13 protein-coding genes are annotated in these 14,824 nt (G+C 72.4%); 6 read left to right on the top strand and 7 right to left on the bottom strand.

Features of this window, described 5'->3' with window-relative positions; all coding sequences use genetic code 11:
• Positions 1 to 94 precede the first annotated feature (94 nt).
• Complete coding sequence (locus tag ACN27G_RS03010; protein ID WP_421491247.1) at positions 95 to 1,312, top strand: PP2C family protein-serine/threonine phosphatase; 1,218 nt, start codon at positions 95 to 97, stop codon at positions 1,310 to 1,312.
• A gap of 102 nt (positions 1,313 to 1,414) precedes the next feature.
• Here ACN27G_RS03010 and ACN27G_RS03005 read toward each other — a convergent pair whose 3' ends face one another.
• Complete coding sequence (locus ACN27G_RS03005) at positions 1,415 to 2,527, bottom strand: FUSC family protein (RefSeq protein WP_421491246.1); 1,113 nt, start codon at positions 2,525 to 2,527, stop codon at positions 1,415 to 1,417.
• A 164-nt stretch (positions 2,528 to 2,691) separates the two neighbouring features.
• On the opposite strand from ACN27G_RS03005, the gene ACN27G_RS03000 reads away from it, so the two are divergent.
• A complete protein-coding gene (locus tag ACN27G_RS03000; RefSeq protein ID WP_421491245.1) occupies positions 2,692 to 3,282 on the top strand; it encodes an NUDIX domain-containing protein in 591 nt (196 codons plus the stop codon).
• Here ACN27G_RS03000 and ACN27G_RS02995 read toward each other — a convergent pair.
• Complete coding sequence (locus ACN27G_RS02995) at positions 3,224 to 3,811, bottom strand: TetR/AcrR family transcriptional regulator (RefSeq protein ID WP_421491244.1); 588 nt, start codon at positions 3,809 to 3,811, stop codon at positions 3,224 to 3,226. The two genes, ACN27G_RS03000 and ACN27G_RS02995, sit on opposite strands and share 59 nt — an antisense overlap.
• Before the next feature lie 40 nt (positions 3,812 to 3,851).
• Here ACN27G_RS02995 and ACN27G_RS02990 point away from each other — a divergent pair, with 40 nt between their 5' ends.
• From ACN27G_RS02990 to ACN27G_RS02975, 4 genes are all read left to right on the top strand, one after another.
• Positions 3,852 to 5,171: an FAD-dependent oxidoreductase gene (locus tag ACN27G_RS02990; RefSeq protein ID WP_421491243.1), complete on the top strand. Its 1,320-nt coding sequence runs from the start codon at positions 3,852 to 3,854 to the stop codon at positions 5,169 to 5,171.
• A 212-nt stretch (positions 5,172 to 5,383) separates the two neighbouring features.
• Positions 5,384 to 5,779, top strand: coding sequence for a peptidase inhibitor family I36 protein (locus tag ACN27G_RS02985; protein ID WP_421491242.1), 396 nt, complete (start codon positions 5,384 to 5,386; stop codon positions 5,777 to 5,779).
• A 166-nt stretch (positions 5,780 to 5,945) separates the two neighbouring features.
• Positions 5,946 to 6,920, top strand: coding sequence for a zinc-binding dehydrogenase (locus ACN27G_RS02980; protein WP_421491241.1), 975 nt, complete (start codon positions 5,946 to 5,948; stop codon positions 6,918 to 6,920).
• Positions 6,921 to 6,961: 41 nt separating this feature from the next.
• A complete protein-coding gene (locus tag ACN27G_RS02975; protein ID WP_421491240.1) occupies positions 6,962 to 8,188 on the top strand; it encodes a glycosyltransferase in 1,227 nt (408 codons plus the stop codon).
• An 89-nt stretch (positions 8,189 to 8,277) separates the two neighbouring features.
• Here the strand turns inward: ACN27G_RS02975 and ACN27G_RS02970 are convergent, their stop codons facing one another.
• The 5 genes from ACN27G_RS02970 to ACN27G_RS02950 all read right to left on the bottom strand — a co-directional run bounded on the left by ACN27G_RS02970 (position 8,278) and on the right by ACN27G_RS02950 (position 14,684).
• The gene (locus ACN27G_RS02970; protein ID WP_421497210.1) at positions 8,278 to 9,456 is read right to left on the bottom strand and encodes an acyl-CoA dehydrogenase family protein; all 1,179 of its coding nucleotides are present in this window, start codon (positions 9,454 to 9,456) and stop codon (positions 8,278 to 8,280) included.
• Positions 9,457 to 9,622: 166 nt separating this feature from the next.
• Positions 9,623 to 10,870: an MFS transporter gene (locus ACN27G_RS02965; protein WP_421491239.1), complete on the bottom strand. Its 1,248-nt coding sequence runs from the start codon at positions 10,868 to 10,870 to the stop codon at positions 9,623 to 9,625.
• A 16-nt stretch (positions 10,871 to 10,886) separates the two neighbouring features.
• A complete protein-coding gene (locus ACN27G_RS02960; RefSeq protein WP_421491238.1) occupies positions 10,887 to 11,588 on the bottom strand; it encodes a DUF899 domain-containing protein in 702 nt (233 codons plus the stop codon).
• A 197-nt stretch (positions 11,589 to 11,785) separates the two neighbouring features.
• Positions 11,786 to 13,258, bottom strand: a complete 1,473-nt coding sequence (locus ACN27G_RS02955; protein ID WP_421491237.1) for an MFS transporter — start codon at positions 13,256 to 13,258, stop codon at positions 11,786 to 11,788.
• Positions 13,259 to 13,334: 76 nt separating this feature from the next.
• Positions 13,335 to 14,684 carry an FAD-dependent oxidoreductase gene (locus ACN27G_RS02950; RefSeq protein ID WP_421491236.1) on the bottom strand — a complete coding sequence of 450 codons (1,350 nt, stop codon included), beginning with the start codon at positions 14,682 to 14,684 and terminating at the stop codon, positions 13,335 to 13,337.
• Positions 14,685 to 14,824: the final 140 nt, after the last annotated feature.

The following is a 14,824-nucleotide window of genomic DNA, read 5'->3' as shown; positions in this document are numbered from 1 at the left end:
GCTATGTCCGTTCTCCGGCCGCGCCGGGCCGGTCCACGCCGAACCGACCGTCCAGCAGCACCGCTACCCCTCGGCAGAGGCTACGCTTTCCGGCGTGATCGAGGCGGATGACTCCGGCGCCGACGAACGGCTGCGCCGGATCGAGGCGGTGACCGACTCGACACTGTCCCGGCTCGAGGTGGAAGACCTCTTCGACGAGCTGCTGGCGCGGATCTGCGGCCTCCTCCAGGTGGACACCGCCACGATCCTGCTCCTCGACCAGCACGCCCAGCAGCTCGTGGCCACCGCCGCCAAGGGGTTGGAGGAGGAGGTCCGGCAGGGTTTCCGGGTCGCGGTCGGCCAAGGGTTCGCCGGCCGGGTCGCCCAGGACAAGCAGCCCGTGGTGCTCGAGGAGGTCACCCCGGCCACGGTGGTCAACCCGCTGCTGCACGAGAAGGGCATCCGGTCGATGCTCGGCGTGCCCATGTTCGCCGGCACCGAACTCGTCGGTGTGCTGCACGTCGGCGGCCTCACACCACGACGGTTCAACGCCGACGACATCCGGCTGCTGCAACTGGTCGCCGACCGCGCCAGCCTGGCCAGCCAGGCCCGGCTGGGCAACATCGACCGGACGGCCGCGCTCGCCCTGCAACGCAGCCTGCTGCCGACCCGGCTACCCGAGGCGGCCGGCGTCGACATGGCCGCCCGGTACGTGCCCGGGCACCACACCGGGATCGGCGGCGACTGGTACGACGTCTTCAGCCTCCCCACCGGCTGGCTCGGCATCGTCGTCGGCGACGTCTCCGGACACGGGCTGCCGGCGGCCGTGGTGATGGGACGGCTGCGCAGCGCGCTGCGCGCCTACGCCCTGGAGTGTGACGACCCCGCCGACGCGCTGACCCGGCTCGATCACAAGATCCAGCATTTCGAGGCGGGCAAGCTCGCCACGGTGCTCTACACGCTGGTCAGCCCGGACCGGACGGAAATGCGCGTTTCGCTGGCCGGTCACCTGCCGCCCATACTGGCCACCCCCGGAGAGCCGGTCGACACCGTCCCCCTCCCGGTCGACCTGCCGCTCGGCATCGGACGCCCGAAGCACCGCCGCAGCACCTCGGTCGAGTTTCCGCCCGGCGCCGTCCTGGTCTGCTACACCGACGGGCTGATCGAGCGGCGGAACGAGCTCATCGACGTCGGGTTGGACCGGCTGCGCGCCGCCATCCACCCCGGGCCGGCCGAGTCGGTCTGCGTCACCGTGATGACCACCCTGGCGGTCGAACAGCCCGTCGACGACGTCGCGCTGCTGGCGGTACGCCGGCATGCGCCGGCCGGATGACCCGGCATCGCCGCGCAGCGGTGGCGGTCCCCTACAGCGGGGACGGACGGGCCCCTACAGCGGGAGCAGTCCCCTACAGCGGGCGCAGTCCCAGAGCCCCGTCTACAGCGGGGGCAGTCCCAGAGCCTCGTCGACCCGGGCCAGCACCGCGACGTCGTCCGCGCCCACGCCTCGGAGCAGGTCGATCGCGGTCGCCCGGATCTGCCCCACGATCATGATGATCGGCAGCGGCGGTTCCGGGGTGAGCAGCAGCCGCCCGGCCGTGCGTACCGCGTCGAGCGCGGCGACGTCGGTCTCCTCGGCGTACCGGTCGGCCGCCTCGTCCTGCCCGGTCAGGTCGGCCGCGAGCGCCTCGCCGGCGCGGCGTACCGCCTCGGCGAGGCAGCGCAGTGCGGCGCCGAGTTCCGGCGGGTTCGCCACCGGCAGCCGGGTCAGCGCCACCGCGGCCCGGGCCAGCACCCGCAGGTTGCGTACGGCGTAGTCGACCTGCCGGCTCGACGCCTCCAGCGCGTGCACCCGCCCGATGTGCCGGCGCCGCCGCAGGTGCAGGCGCAACGCCTCTCCGGCCGCCAGCACCGCCGTCTGGAGCCGGTCCACGGCCGCGTCCAGTTGGCGGGCCCGGTGCAGCGCCGCCACCGCGGCCGGCTCGTCGTCGTGGTCCAGCGCCTCGCTGATCCCGGTGAGCAGCTCCGCCAGCGCGGCGAAGGTCTGCCGTGCCTCGGCCAGCAGTGGGGCGAGCGGCTGCCGGGCGCTGAACAGTTGGCTCGCGACGAGCGCGACGAGCCCGCCGATCAGCGCGTCGACGAACCGGAACGGCACCAGCGCGTCGGTCGACGGCGGCACCGTCACCAGGTAGAGGGCGGAGACCGTGGCCTGCACCACGGAGACGCTGCTCGCGCCGATCGCCACGGCGAGCCCGACGGTGAGCAGCACGACGGTCAGCACGGTCCAGGTGGTCCGGCCGAGCGCCTGCACCACGAGGTCGGCGACGAGCACTCCGGCCGCGACCCCGAGCACCACCTCCACGGCCCGGCGCATCCGCTGCCCCCGGGCCTGGCCGAGCACGATCAGCGCCGCCGCCGGGGCGAAGAAGGGTTGCGGATGGCCGAGCAGCGCCGCCGCGACCGCCCAGGAGACGGTCGCGGCCAGTGTCGCCTCGACCACTCCCAGCCAGCCCTGGCGGAACCGGTCGGCCACGAGCCGGAGCCATCCCACCGGCACACCCCGATCATCAAACGTTGATCGTTTCCCGCACGATAGCCGCATCCGGTCGCCGCGTCCGCTCTCCCGCCGGGGCCCGACCCGCCGGGACCCGACCCGCCGGGGTCGGCTCCGGCACGGCGGCGGCGGGGATCCCCCGCCCGGTAACCTCGTTCCCCGTGACCGCTGTCGCACACTCGCACTGCTCGTACTGCGGCGCCGCCTATCCGGCGGTGGACTGGCCCAGGGTCTGTGCCGGCTGCGGCGAGACGACCTGGCGCAATCCGGCTCCGGTGGCGGTGGCGATCCTGCCGGTGTCGACCGCCGACGGCGTCGGCGTGGTGGTGCAGCGCCGGGCCATCGAGCCGGGGCTGGGGCTGCTGGCGCTCCCGGGCGGCTTCATCGAGTACGGCGAGGACTGGCGCGACGCGCTGGTCCGGGAGCTCCGCGAGGAGACCGGCCTGATCGCCGCCGCCGAGACGGTACGGCCGTACGCGGTGCACAGCGCCCCGTCGGGCGGCACCATCATGGTCTTCGGCGTGTTGCCGACGCGGTCCGCCGAGGCGCTGCCCGCCTCGACCCCGACGGAGGAGGCCACCGAGTGGCTGGTCCTCACCGCCCCGGCCGAGCTGGCCTTCTCCACCCACACCGAGGTGCTCGCCGACTTTCTCGCCGCCGCCGCTCCGGGCGCCGCCGCTCCGGGTCCGGAGCTCAGCCGAGAGCGGCCCGGACGATCGCTGTCGCCACCTCCCGGGTCCGCTCCGGAGTGATCTCGTCCGGCGCGCTGCTCACCAGGGTGAACAGCGCCCCACCGTAGAGCGTGACGAGCGTCGGCACGGCCTCCGGCGGGATCTGGAGGCCGAGGTCGGCATGGTGTCCGGTGGTGACGGCGACCGAGCGCCGGAGCAGGCCGTGCAGCACGTCGGCGAGGGCCGGCCGGCGGAGGCTCTCCAGCCGAAGTTCGAAGATCGCCAGGTAGCGGTCCCGGTGCACGGTAGCGGCCGTGAGCAGTGATCCGGCGATCAGCTCCGCCGCGCGCTCCCGGGTACCGGCGGCCGGCGGCGGCCGGTACGTCGATCCGGCCGCGTCCATGTCGGCGTAGTGCAGCTCACCGACCCGCTCGGCCGCCGCGACCAGCAGCGCCTCCCGGCTGCGGAAGTAGTTGGAGGCCGTGCCGGTGGGGAGTCCGGCCCGCCTCTCGACCGCCCGGTGGGTGACGCCGTGCACGCCGGACTCGGCGAGCAGCGCGATGGCGGCGTCCGCGAGGGCCGCCCGGCGGCGCTGGTTGGGTGGTGGCACGCCCCGATACTATGACACCATCCGTAGTACAACGATCGTAGTGGAACGGATCGCGATGGACGGGGGTGTCGTCGTGGAGGTGATCATCGTCGGTGCGGGCATCGGCGGGCTGGCCCTGGCGAACGGTCTGGTGGCCGACGGGCACCGGGTCCGGGTGCTGGAAAGGGCACCGGGACCGCGCACCGACGGCGCGGCGGTGACGATCTTCAGCAACGGCGCGGCGGCGGCCGCCGACCTCGGGGTGCCGCTCGACGGGCTCGGTGGCGACGTCGAGACCCTGGAGTTCCACACCCCGCAGGGCCGCCCCTTCGGGCGTGCGGATCTGCGGGTGATGCGCCGCCGCACCGGCTACGGCGTGGCCACCGTGCCCCGCGCCGCGATCCTCGACCGGTTCACCGGGGCCCTGCCGCCCGGGACCGTGCGCTACGGATGCGCCGTCTCCGACCTGCGAGTGGTGACCGGCGGCGTGACCGTCACCGGCCTGGCCCGGCCCGCGCCCGCCGGAGACGCGCCCACCAGGGACGCGCCCGCCGGAGACACGCCCACCAGGGACGCGCCCACCAGGGACGCGGACGGCGGAGACGCGCCCACCCGGCACCCGGACGGCGGAGACGCGCCCACCGGAGACGCGCCGACCGGCAACGTGCTCACCGGGGACGTGCTGGTCGGTGCCGACGGCTACCGCTCCGCGGTGCGTCGGGTGGTGCTGGACCCGGCACCCGCGAGCCGGAACGGTTGGGTGAGCTGGCAGGGCCTGACCATGGCACTACCCGGGCTGGCCGGCGGGGTGACCGCCCGCTGCCTCGTCGGCCCGGCCGGGCTCTGCGGTCTGATGCCGGCCGGCGGCGGACTGCTGCAGTGGTGGTTCGACGTACCCGTGCCGGCGCCCGCCGACCGGCCGGTGCTGGAGTGGCTGCGTGGCAGGTTCGCCTCCTATGCCGAGCCGGTCGGTGAACTGCTGGCCGGGCTCGCCGAGTCGGACGTGCAGGCATACCCGCACGTCCTGCACCAGGTGCCGACCCGCTGGGGCACCGGCCCGTCGACCCTGCTCGGCGACGCCGCGCACGCGTTTCCGCCGTCGCAGGCCCAGGGCGCCAACCAGGCCCTGGAGGACGCCTGGCTGCTGCGCCGCGCGCTGCGCACACCCGGTGACCCGGTCACCGCCCTGCGCCGGTACGAGCGGATCCGGAGCCGCCGGGTACGCCGGATCTCCCGGCTGGCGGCGAGCGAGATCACCAACGCGCCACCGGCGGCACCGGCCCGGCTCGCCGGCCGGCTGCTGCCACCCGCCCTGACCGGACGGCTGCACCTCGGGACGATCCGCCGGTGCAGCAGCGTCCTCAACGACGACCGCGTCTGACGCGATTGCCTGCGCGGCAAGCGCACGCCAGGAGGTGCCTCGCCGTTCGGTTCGATACGACGATTCTGGAGTACCGGCGACAGGGTCGGCATCCTCCGGTCACGCGCACCTTCTGCCAGCCGTGGACGCTCCCGGTGTGTCTGGCCGGGTCGCCGGCCGGTCGAGCCGACTGATCCGGTTTTTCAGTCAACGGCGATATGAAGGAGGTAACCGTGTCGACCGGAAACCTGCGCTCGGCGCTGCTGGTCACGACGGTCTCGGTGGTGACCCTGCTCGCCACCGCGACGGCGGCCACGGCCGGCCCGGCGTCCGCGCACCGCGCGGATCCCTGTCCGTCCCGCTCGCTCTGTCTCTACGAGGGCTCCAACTTCACCGGCGAGATGTTGCCGTTGACATCGCTCGTCCCTGGCGGCACCTGTGTCAGCCTGGTCGATCGCGGCTGGGCCGACCGGGCCCACTCGGCGGTCAACACCCACAGCGGCAGCGCCGCGATGTTCATGAACGACGACTGCCTCGGCGGCCCGTACCAGGTGGCCGGCAACTCCAGCCTGGCCAGTTTCGGCGGCTTCAGCCCGGAGAGTGTCTGGGTCCCGTACTGGGGATCCTGACCGCCGGGTCGCAGGCCGGCACCGCCGGCGTCCTCGTCGCCGACGCCGGCGGGCAACTGCGCTTTTTCGAAGTTGGTCAGATCCGGCACGTCGATATTCTCATTTCCGTGAGTGTTCGCGCCGCCGCGCTCTGCGACGTGCCCCGTCTCGGAGGGAAGAGCCGACCGTGACCGTCAGCCGTGAGATCCATCTGATCGCCCGCCCCCCCGACGACCTGCCGGTGCCCGGTGAGGTGGCCATGGTCGAGGTGCCGGTGCCGGCACCGGGCCCGGGGCAGGCCGTTGTCCGCAACATGTACATGGCGATCGACCCCGGCCTGCTCCAGCGGATGCGTGACCTGAGCGATCTGCACGTGCCGCACTTCCAGCTCGGCGAGCCGATGTGGGGGCACGCCATCGGTGAGGTGGTGGAGTCGGCCGGCCCCGACCTCCGGGTCGGCGACGTGGTCCTGCACCACATGGCGTGGCGGGAGTACGCGGTCGCCGACGCCAAGGAGTTCACCGTCCTCGACACCAGCCGGTACCCGTCGATCTCGCACCATCTCAGCTCGGCGATCGTGTCGTACTGCGGGGTGCGCCGGATCGGCATCGAGAAGGGCGACACCGTGGTGGTCTCCAGCGCGGCCGGCGCGGTCGGCAGCGTGGTCGGGCAACTGGCCCGGATCTACGGGGCCGCCCGGGTCGTCGGCAGCGTCGGCTCCGCCGAGAAGGCGCGGTTCGTCACCGAGAAGCTCGGCTACGACGAGGCGTTCGACTACCACGACGGCTGGCCGGAGAAGCTCGGCGGGGTCGACGTCTACTACGACAACGTCGGCGGCTGGCAACTCGACAGCGCCTTCAACGCCATGCGCCCACACGGCCGGATCCTGCTCTGCGGAAGCTCGGAGGAGCACAGCACCGGCCGCCCGCACGGGCACCGCACGATGCAGATGGTCATCGGCAAGCGGCTGAACCTGATCGGCTTCACCACCAACGACCACCTGGACCTGCTGCCCGAGTTCGAACGCGAGTTCCCTCCGCTGGTCCGCGACGGCAGGGTGGTGCTGCACGAGACCTTCGTCGACGGTCTCGACCAGTTGATCCCCGCCATCACGTCCCTGCTCGACGGCGCCTACCTGGGCAAGGTCCTGCTCAGGTTCTGATCGTCCGGACGCGCTGGAATCTAACCGGAGGGAATCCCGCCGTGACGTCACCCGTAACCGATCCCCAGGTCTCGGTCGTCATCCCCACCTACAACCGACGCGACCAACTGCACGACACGCTGCTCCAGCTGACCCGGCAGCGGCCGGGCACGCCGGAGTTCGAGGTCGTGGTCTCCGACGACGGGTCGTCGGACGACTCGGCGTCGGTGGCGCGGTCCTTCTCGGACCGGCTGCGCCTGAAATACCACTTCCAGGCCGACGAGGACAACCGGGTGGCCCTCGCCCGGAACGAGGGGGCGCGGCTGGCCTCGTCGCCGATCCTGGTCTTCCTGGACACCGGGGCGCTGCCCGGGCCCGACTTCGTCCGGCGGCACTTCCTCGCCCACCAGGACGACGCGGCGCGCTGCGCCCTGCTCGGGTACGCCTACGGATACAACCCGGAGGCTCCGATGTGGGAGGTGCCGGACATCGTCCGGCAGTACCCGCCGGAGGAGGCGGTACGCCGCTACGGCGAGGTGCCGGAGTTCCTCGACCTCCGGGAGGGGATACTCGCGCGGTGCGGTGACGACCTGGAGCGGCGCAGCATCCCGTGGCAGGTCTTCTGGACCATCAACTGTTCGGTGCGTGCCGACGACTTCTGGGCGGTGGGCGGCTTCGACGAGGGCCACCGCGGCTGGGCCGTCGAGGACCTGGAACTCGGCTACCTGCTGCACCGCAGGGGGCTGCCGATCCGGTTCGACCGCTCGGCGTGGGTGATCGAGGGGTTGCAGGAGCGCAAGCGGCGCGAGCAGCTCGACCAGTTCAAGCGGAACATGCTCCGCCTGGTGGCCCGGCATCCGGAGCCGGTCATCGAGATCGGCTGGGCGCTCGTCGACGACGACCTCTTCTGGCCGTGGGAGGACGACTACACCGACCTGCTCCGGCACACCCGGGAGGTGCGCGACCTGGACGTGGCCGCCGAGATCGAGCAGGCGTTGCGCGGCAGCTCGCCGACCGGCACGGTGGCGGTCGTCGGCGCGGGCGGCCACCTCCCGGACTCCCTGCGGCCGGCCACGGTCATGGACTTCGACCGGGAGCTGCTGGACCGGGCCGTACGCGACGGGCGGCACGCCGGCCACCACGCGCTCGGCCTGCGTACCCCGCTGGCCGAGCGCTCCGTCGACGTCGTGGTCATCACGTCCCGGCTCGCCGGTCTCTGGGACCGCTGGAAGGACCGGCTGCTGGCCGAGGCGCACCGCGTCGGGCGCGAGGTCCGCTGCTTCAGCTGAGCGGCACGGAGGTCCTGCCGGGCCGTACACGACGACAGGAGGGCTGGCGCCTGCGCCAGCCCTCCCTGCTCGTCCGGTGTGTCCCGGGGTCAGAGGTACATGGTGTTCGGCGGGAGCCCGCAGAGGATCCGCCCGTACAGCTCCGCGTTGGTGTTCGGGTGCATCAGCGCGTGCATGTTGAGCGTCTGGATGTCCCGGTCGATGCGCTGGATCGGCACGTCGTCGTAGATGGACGTGCCGCCGCTGCCGGTCTTCAGCACCCCGACCGCCTCCCTGGTCAGCTGGAAGACGCGACCGAGGCCGGCGCGGGCCCGCACCCGGTCGACGAGCTGCCACGCCTCACCGGTGGCGTACTTCCCGTCCAGCAGATCCGTCAGCCGCCGGCCGTGGAACTCGGCCTCGTCGATCTTCGTGGCCGCCTCGGCTACCTGGAAGTGGGTGATCGGCGCGTCCCGCTGGCTGGTGTACTCGGTGTAGGTGATCTTCCGCTCGCCGAGCCGGTCGAGGAACGCCTCCAGGGCGGCCTTCGCCAGTCCGACCGCGGTCGCGGCGAAGGTGGCGCAGCCGGTCGGGATCAGCGGCTGGCGGAACAGCGGCGACCCGGCGTTGCGCTGCGAGGCGTACTGCTCGGAGAGGATCGCCACCATCGGCATGATCCGGTGTTGCGGCACGAAGACCCGCTTCGCGACCGTGGTGACGCTGCCCGTGCCCCGCAGCCCGGCGGTGTGCCAGTCGTCGACGATCTCCAGCTCCGACATCGGGACCAACGCCAGCAGCGGCCACTGCGAGCCGTCGGGAGCGGGTCCCATGGCGAGGATCGCCTGCCACTGGCTGTGCAGCGCGCCGCTGATGAACCGCCACTGTCCGTTGACCACGATGCCGCCCTCGGTCGGCTCGGCGCCGGCGGTCGGGCTGAGCACCCCGCAGACCCGCACGTCCGGCTCGGCGAAGACCTCGTCCTGCGCCTCGTCGGGGAAGAGGCCGGCGATCCAGTTGCTGATCGACCACACGGCCGCGTTCCACCCGGCCGAGCCGTCGCTGCCGCTGATCCGGCTGATCACCTCGAGGACGGTGCCGGCGTCGCTCTCGTACCCGCCGTAGCGGGCGGGCACCCGCATCCGGAAGATCCCGGCGGCCGACATCGCCTCGATGACCTCGTCGTGTAGCCGCCTGTGCTGGTCCGTCCAGGCCGCGTGCGACCGCAACAGGGGTACGAGTTCCTCGGTCCGCCGGACAAGTTCCACTCCCTGCGGAACGGCGGTTTCCAGCCCTGACGGAACGTCCTTCTCCGTCCTCGGTGGAACGTCGGTTCTCAACACCATGACCTCCTGAGACCTCCGGCAGAAGTGGGCCGGCCGACCCGGCCGGCCCACTTAGTAACGTGACATTTCGGCACCAAGCACGCACCTTCCCGAGTGCGCAATGCGTGACCCGTCAGGTCGCCGCCGGCACCGGACGGTCGCGGTCGGCGAAGGCGATCAACCGGGCGTTGAGCACCACGCCGACCAGCAACGGCACGAGCCCGGCGAGGGTCCAGCCGAGGCCGACCAGCTCGGCGGACCACCCCACCATCGCGGGACCGATGAGGATGCCCGCGTAGGTGAAGGTGCTGAACCGGGAGATGAACGTCGCCGCTCCCGGTCCGTCGCCGCCGGCGTGCCCGACCGCGCTGAAGACCAGGGGCAGCAACACCGACCCGCCGAGACCGAGCAGCCCGAAGCCGGCGATGGCGGCCCCCGGCGACGGGGCCAGCAGGACGGCCACGAGGCCACAGACGGCCACGACGCCGCCGGCACGGAAGAGCGCCGGCGCCCCGTAGCGCACGTGCAGCCGGTCACCGACGAGCCGGCCGGCCGTCTGGCAGGCGGTGAACGCGGTGAGGCCCAGCGGGGCGAGCGCGAGCGTCGCACCGTGGTAGTCGTGCAGGAAGACGCCGCTCCAGCTGATCACGGTGGCCTCGGAGACCATCGTGACGAAGCCCATCACGCCGAAGAGCAGCAGCGTCCTGGTCCAGCCGGCCCGCCAGCCCACCCGTACCCGCTTGCGGTCCGGGGAGCGCGGGACGTGGTCGGCCGAGGGCGGCAGCAGCCATGCGGTGATCAGCAGGCCGACGACCAGGAGCACCGCGCCGACCGCCAGGAAGTGGCCGGTCGGCGAGACGCCGGCCCGGGTGAACCCGGCGGCCAGCAGCGAGCCGGTCGCCGCGCTGACGCTCCAGGCCGCATGGCAGCCGTTCATGATCGGACGGCCCCGCACCCGTTCCACCGCGACGGCGTGGGCGTTCATGGCGACGTCCAGGACCCCCATCACCGTGCCCAGCACGAGCACCGCCGCGGCGAGCTGGAGGGCGTCGCCGGCCAGGCCCACCGCGACCAGGACCACCGGCAGGCCGACCAGGGTCGACCGGATGACGCGGGCGCTGCCGAACCGGGCCACGAAGACCCCGACGAACTGCATCGTGAGCACTGCGGCCACGCCGTAGACCGTCAGGATCAGACCGAGCTCGCCGTCGCTGAGCCGGTGCTCGGCCTTCAACCCCGGCAGCCGGGCAATGTAGCTGGTCATCAGCAGCCCGTTGACGAAGAACACGGCCGTGACGGCCCAGCGGGCCCGGGCCGCCACGGCGGCGCCGATCGGCTGCCGCTCCTCCGCCTCCGCCGCCTCGAGAAGGTGATCGCTCATAGGTGGGACCACATCCTCAGTAGCGGTCGTGGTGGCGCAGCCAGCCGGCCTTGTCCTGGATGAGCGGACGGCCCTGCGGGGTGAGCTCCAGGTAGTTGTCGATGCCGTGCAGCAGCGCGGCGCCCTCCCCGTAGGTCGAGTAGGTGTGGTAGACCGCGCCGCCCTCCTGGACGAAGACGCTGAGTCCGCCCGCCTCGCCCTCGGTCGGCCCCCCGGTCCGCTCCAGCGTGGCCCGGTCCTGGAAGTTGTACTCGACCGGAGCCACCGCCTCGTCCAGGGTGACGTGGAAGTCGTAGTTGAAGTCGCTGCCGTGGGAGGAATACCACGGCACGCCCCAGCCCATCCGGGCCCGGAACGATTCGATCTTCGCGAACGGCGCGCGGGACACCAGCGCGAGCGCGGTGTCCCGGGCGTGCAGGTGCGACAGGTGTCCGATGTTGTCGACCAGGTACGAGCAGAACTTGCAGCCGTGCTCCCAGGCCGGATCGAACATGAAGTGGTAGACGATCAACTGGCGGCGCCCGGCGAAGAGGTCGAGCAGCTCGACCTTGCCGTCCGGGCCGTCGAAGACGTACTTCTTCTCCAGCCGCACCGCCGGCAGCGCGCGCCGCTGCGCGGCCACCTCCGCCAGCCGGCGGGCGGCCTCCTCCTCGTCGGCCAGCAGTTGCCTGCGGGCGACCAGCCAGTCTTCCCTCGACGCCACCTGTACGTCGCTCATCTCGCTCTCCTCCTGCGCCTCGACGGGCTTTCATAGGTAGGTCGGAGCCGAGGGGCCGGAGGACGACAACCGGGAGGAGTTTCCGGCGGACGTCCTGCGGCCCCGCAGAGTCCTGTGCGGACTACGCTCCGACGACCGGCCTACACACCGGCGGCCGGACTACACACCGGCGGCCGGACTACACACCGGCGGCCGGACTACGCTCCGGCGACCGGCGCGGGTCGGATCTCGTCGTCCGCCGGGGCGGGTGCCGCCACCCGGCGGGCCGGAAGTGCCAGCGCGAAGGCGAGCGCGACCACCGCGAAGACCACGCAGGCGACGAAGCCGGCCCGGAAACCGTTGGTGAGCGCGCTGGGCTGGTCGGCCCCGGTGGAGAAGGAGACGGCCACCGTCGACACGATGGCGATACCGAACCCGCCGCCGACCTGGAACGCGGCGTGCACCAGCCCGGAGGCCAGGCCGGACTCCGCCTCCGCGACCCCGGTGAGCGCGACGATCGAGGCGGTCGTGTGCGCGACGCCCAGGCCGAGACCGAAGATCACGAAGGGGAAGAAGAGGTCGCCGAGGTAGTCACCCCGAACGTTGATCATGATCAACAGGGCGCACGCGGCGCCGAGCATCACCACACCGGGTACGGCGGCCGGCCGGAACCCGCGCCGGGTGACCACCGCCTGCCCGACGTACGCGCCCACGACGGCCATCACCGGCATGATCGAGCCCAGGAAGCCGTACTCGATGGCCGAGTAGCCGAGCACCTGCTGCCCGTAGAGGGAGGAGAGGAAGGAGAGCGAGAAGACCAGCATCGCGACGACGGCCATCAGCAGGTTCCCCGTCGCGACCGTCCGCATCCGCAGGGTGCGCAGCGGCACCAGCGGCGCACTGGACCGCGCCTCGATCCCGACGAAGGTGACGCCGAGGACGACGACCAGGGCGAGCAGGCCGGTGGTCCGCATGCTCGACCAGCCCGCCGCCGGCGCCTCGGAGATCGCGTAGACCAGCGCGACCAGCGCCGCGGTGCTGGTCAGCGCGCCGGCGAAGTCGAACGTCCGGCGCCGCCCGTGGTCCCGGCTCTCCCGCAGCACCAGCGGGCTGACCAGCAGCAGGACCAGCACCACCGGCACGTTGACCAGGAACACCGACTCCCAGCCGAGGTTGCTGGTGAGCCAGCCACCGACCAGCATGGCGGTGGTGGCGCCGATGCCGCCCACGGCCGACCAGGCGGCGATCGCCTTGTTGCGCTCGGCCCCCTCCTCGAAGGTGCGCATGAGGATCGACAGCGCGCTCGGCACCATCATCGCCGACGAGACCCCGTGCACGGCCCGGGCCGCGATCATCACCTCGGCGTTCCAGGCGAAACCGGAGATCAGCGAGGTGAGCAGGAAGCCGATCAGGCCGGCCATGAAGATCCTGCGCCGGCCCAGCAGGTCCGCCGAGCGTCCGCCGAGCAGCAGCAGACCTCCGAAGGTGAGCAGGTTGGCGGTGAGGATCCACTGCGCCGCGCTGGCCTCCAGGGCCAGCGCCGACTGGATCGCCGGCATGCCGACGATGACGATCTGCGAGTCGAGAATCACCATGAAGCTGGCGCAGCAGAGCACGACGAGCGCGCTCCAGCGACGCGGGTCGCGCTCGCCGTGCCCGGCGGGTGTTGCGGTTACCCCGGCTGGTTCCATCTCCGCTCCTCCTCGTTACACCGATCGGCACGACGGTCGGCGCAGCGACGGTGCTGGCGGCGGCCGACGGGCCGGCTCAACCTCCGTTCGACCGGCGCAGGGCCGGAAACAACACCCGCGAGACCATCGCGGGTCGCATCAGGGTCTCCGGCCGGTCGACGAGACCGGCCACCCGCATGAAGGCGTGCGAGACGACCGCGTCCTCGGTGGCCGCCCGCTGCAACCGGGGCATGTAGGCGTTCCCCATCCGCACCTTGAGGGTGCGGCGGCCGGCGACGCCCGGAAAGCCGAGGTCACCGCCGGCGGACATGTCCCAGGGCGGGTCGATCGCCCGGGCCAGGTCGCGGAAGTACCGCTGCGGCCGCCGCGCGCCGCCGGCGAGGTACTGGCGCAGCACGACCGCCCCGATCGCCGCCACCGTCATCCCCTGGGCGTAGATCGGGTTGAAGACGCACGCCGCGTCACCCAGCGCGAGCAGCCCCTCCGGCAACCGCGCCAGCCGCTCGTAGCGGCGGCGGATGCTGCTGGGGAAGTGGAAGGAGACCGGGGTCGTCAGCGGCTCCGCCCGGCGGACCGACTCGAAGATCTGCGGCACCGGGAGCGAGCGGACGTACTCGAGGAAACCCTCCGGATCGGTGGGTGCCCGGTCGCCGAGAATCCCGTTGAGCGAGACCGAGTAGCGACCGGGCAGCCGGGCGAAGGTCGCCCCGCGCGGGTTGCCGGGGGTCGCGACCGAGATGATCGCGATGTCGTCGCCGATCGGGTCCGTCGCCAGCGGCGCCTTGAAGTCGCACGTCGTGTAGGTCAGGTCCATCCGGACCTGTTCCTCCTCGACCCGGGGATAGCCCAGCTCGGCCAGCCAGCGCGGGGTTCGCGAGCCACGCCCCGTGGCGTCGACGACCAGGTCCGCCGGAAGCGACTGGCGGCCGCCGGGCCCGTCGTCGTCGCGCCGGTGCACCGAGACACCGGTGATCCGGCCGCCGTCCGGGCTCGCCTCCAGCCCGACGACGTCGGTCCGGTCCAGGAAGGCGACATTGGACAGTTCGCCGACCCTGGCCCGCATCCGCTCCTCCAGCAGCCAGCGCCCGGGCGAGATGCAGACCAGGTCGGTCTCCACCTTGCGGATCATCCGCCCGTTGAAGTGCCAGCCCAGGCTGGTACCGAAGTCGCGGGTCGGGACGCCACCGGCGGCCATCTCCTTGGTGAAGCCCGGAAACAGCTCCTCCAGGATCTGCTGGCCCCTGGCGAGCAGTCCGTGGATGTGGTGTCCCTGCGGCACGGCACGGCGCGGACCGGTCGCGCCGACCAACTGGTCACGGTCCACCACCGTCACCGTGCGGTAGAAGTCCGCGAGGACCCGGGCGGCGAAGAGTCCTGCGACACTCCCGCCCAGCACCACCGCCCGGTCACCGACATGTTCGTTCAAGGGGGACCTCCCGGGGCTCCGCCACCGTCCAGGCGACTGTCACACCACGGCCGGATGCCGCGCATCTTCGCCGTTGCTGTCACGCGGATACGCCGCACGTGTCCGGTCTCCGGGGGGCGCCGGAAGCTGATAGCCTCCCG

Origin of the sequence: Plantactinospora sp. WMMB334 (assembly GCF_049179095.1) — a bacterium.
Classification (GTDB): Bacteria; Actinomycetota; Actinomycetes; order Mycobacteriales; family Micromonosporaceae; genus Plantactinospora.
The sequence above is the reverse complement of the archived record's forward strand: the minus strand, read 5'-3'. Positions and strand labels throughout refer to the sequence as shown.

What these genes read in the sequence shown, in the direction of transcription:
- ACN27G_RS02965 (WP_421491239.1), bottom strand. Translation starts at nt 10,870, where the DNA reads ATGAGCGATCACCTTCTCGAGGCGGCGGAGGCGGAGGAGCGGCAGCCG.
- ACN27G_RS02960 (WP_421491238.1), bottom strand. Translation starts at nt 11,588, where the DNA reads ATGAGCGACGTACAGGTGGCGTCGAGGGAAGACTGGCTGGTCGCCCGC.
- ACN27G_RS02955 (WP_421491237.1), bottom strand. Translation starts at nt 13,258, where the DNA reads ATGGAACCAGCCGGGGTAACCGCAACACCCGCCGGGCACGGCGAGCGC.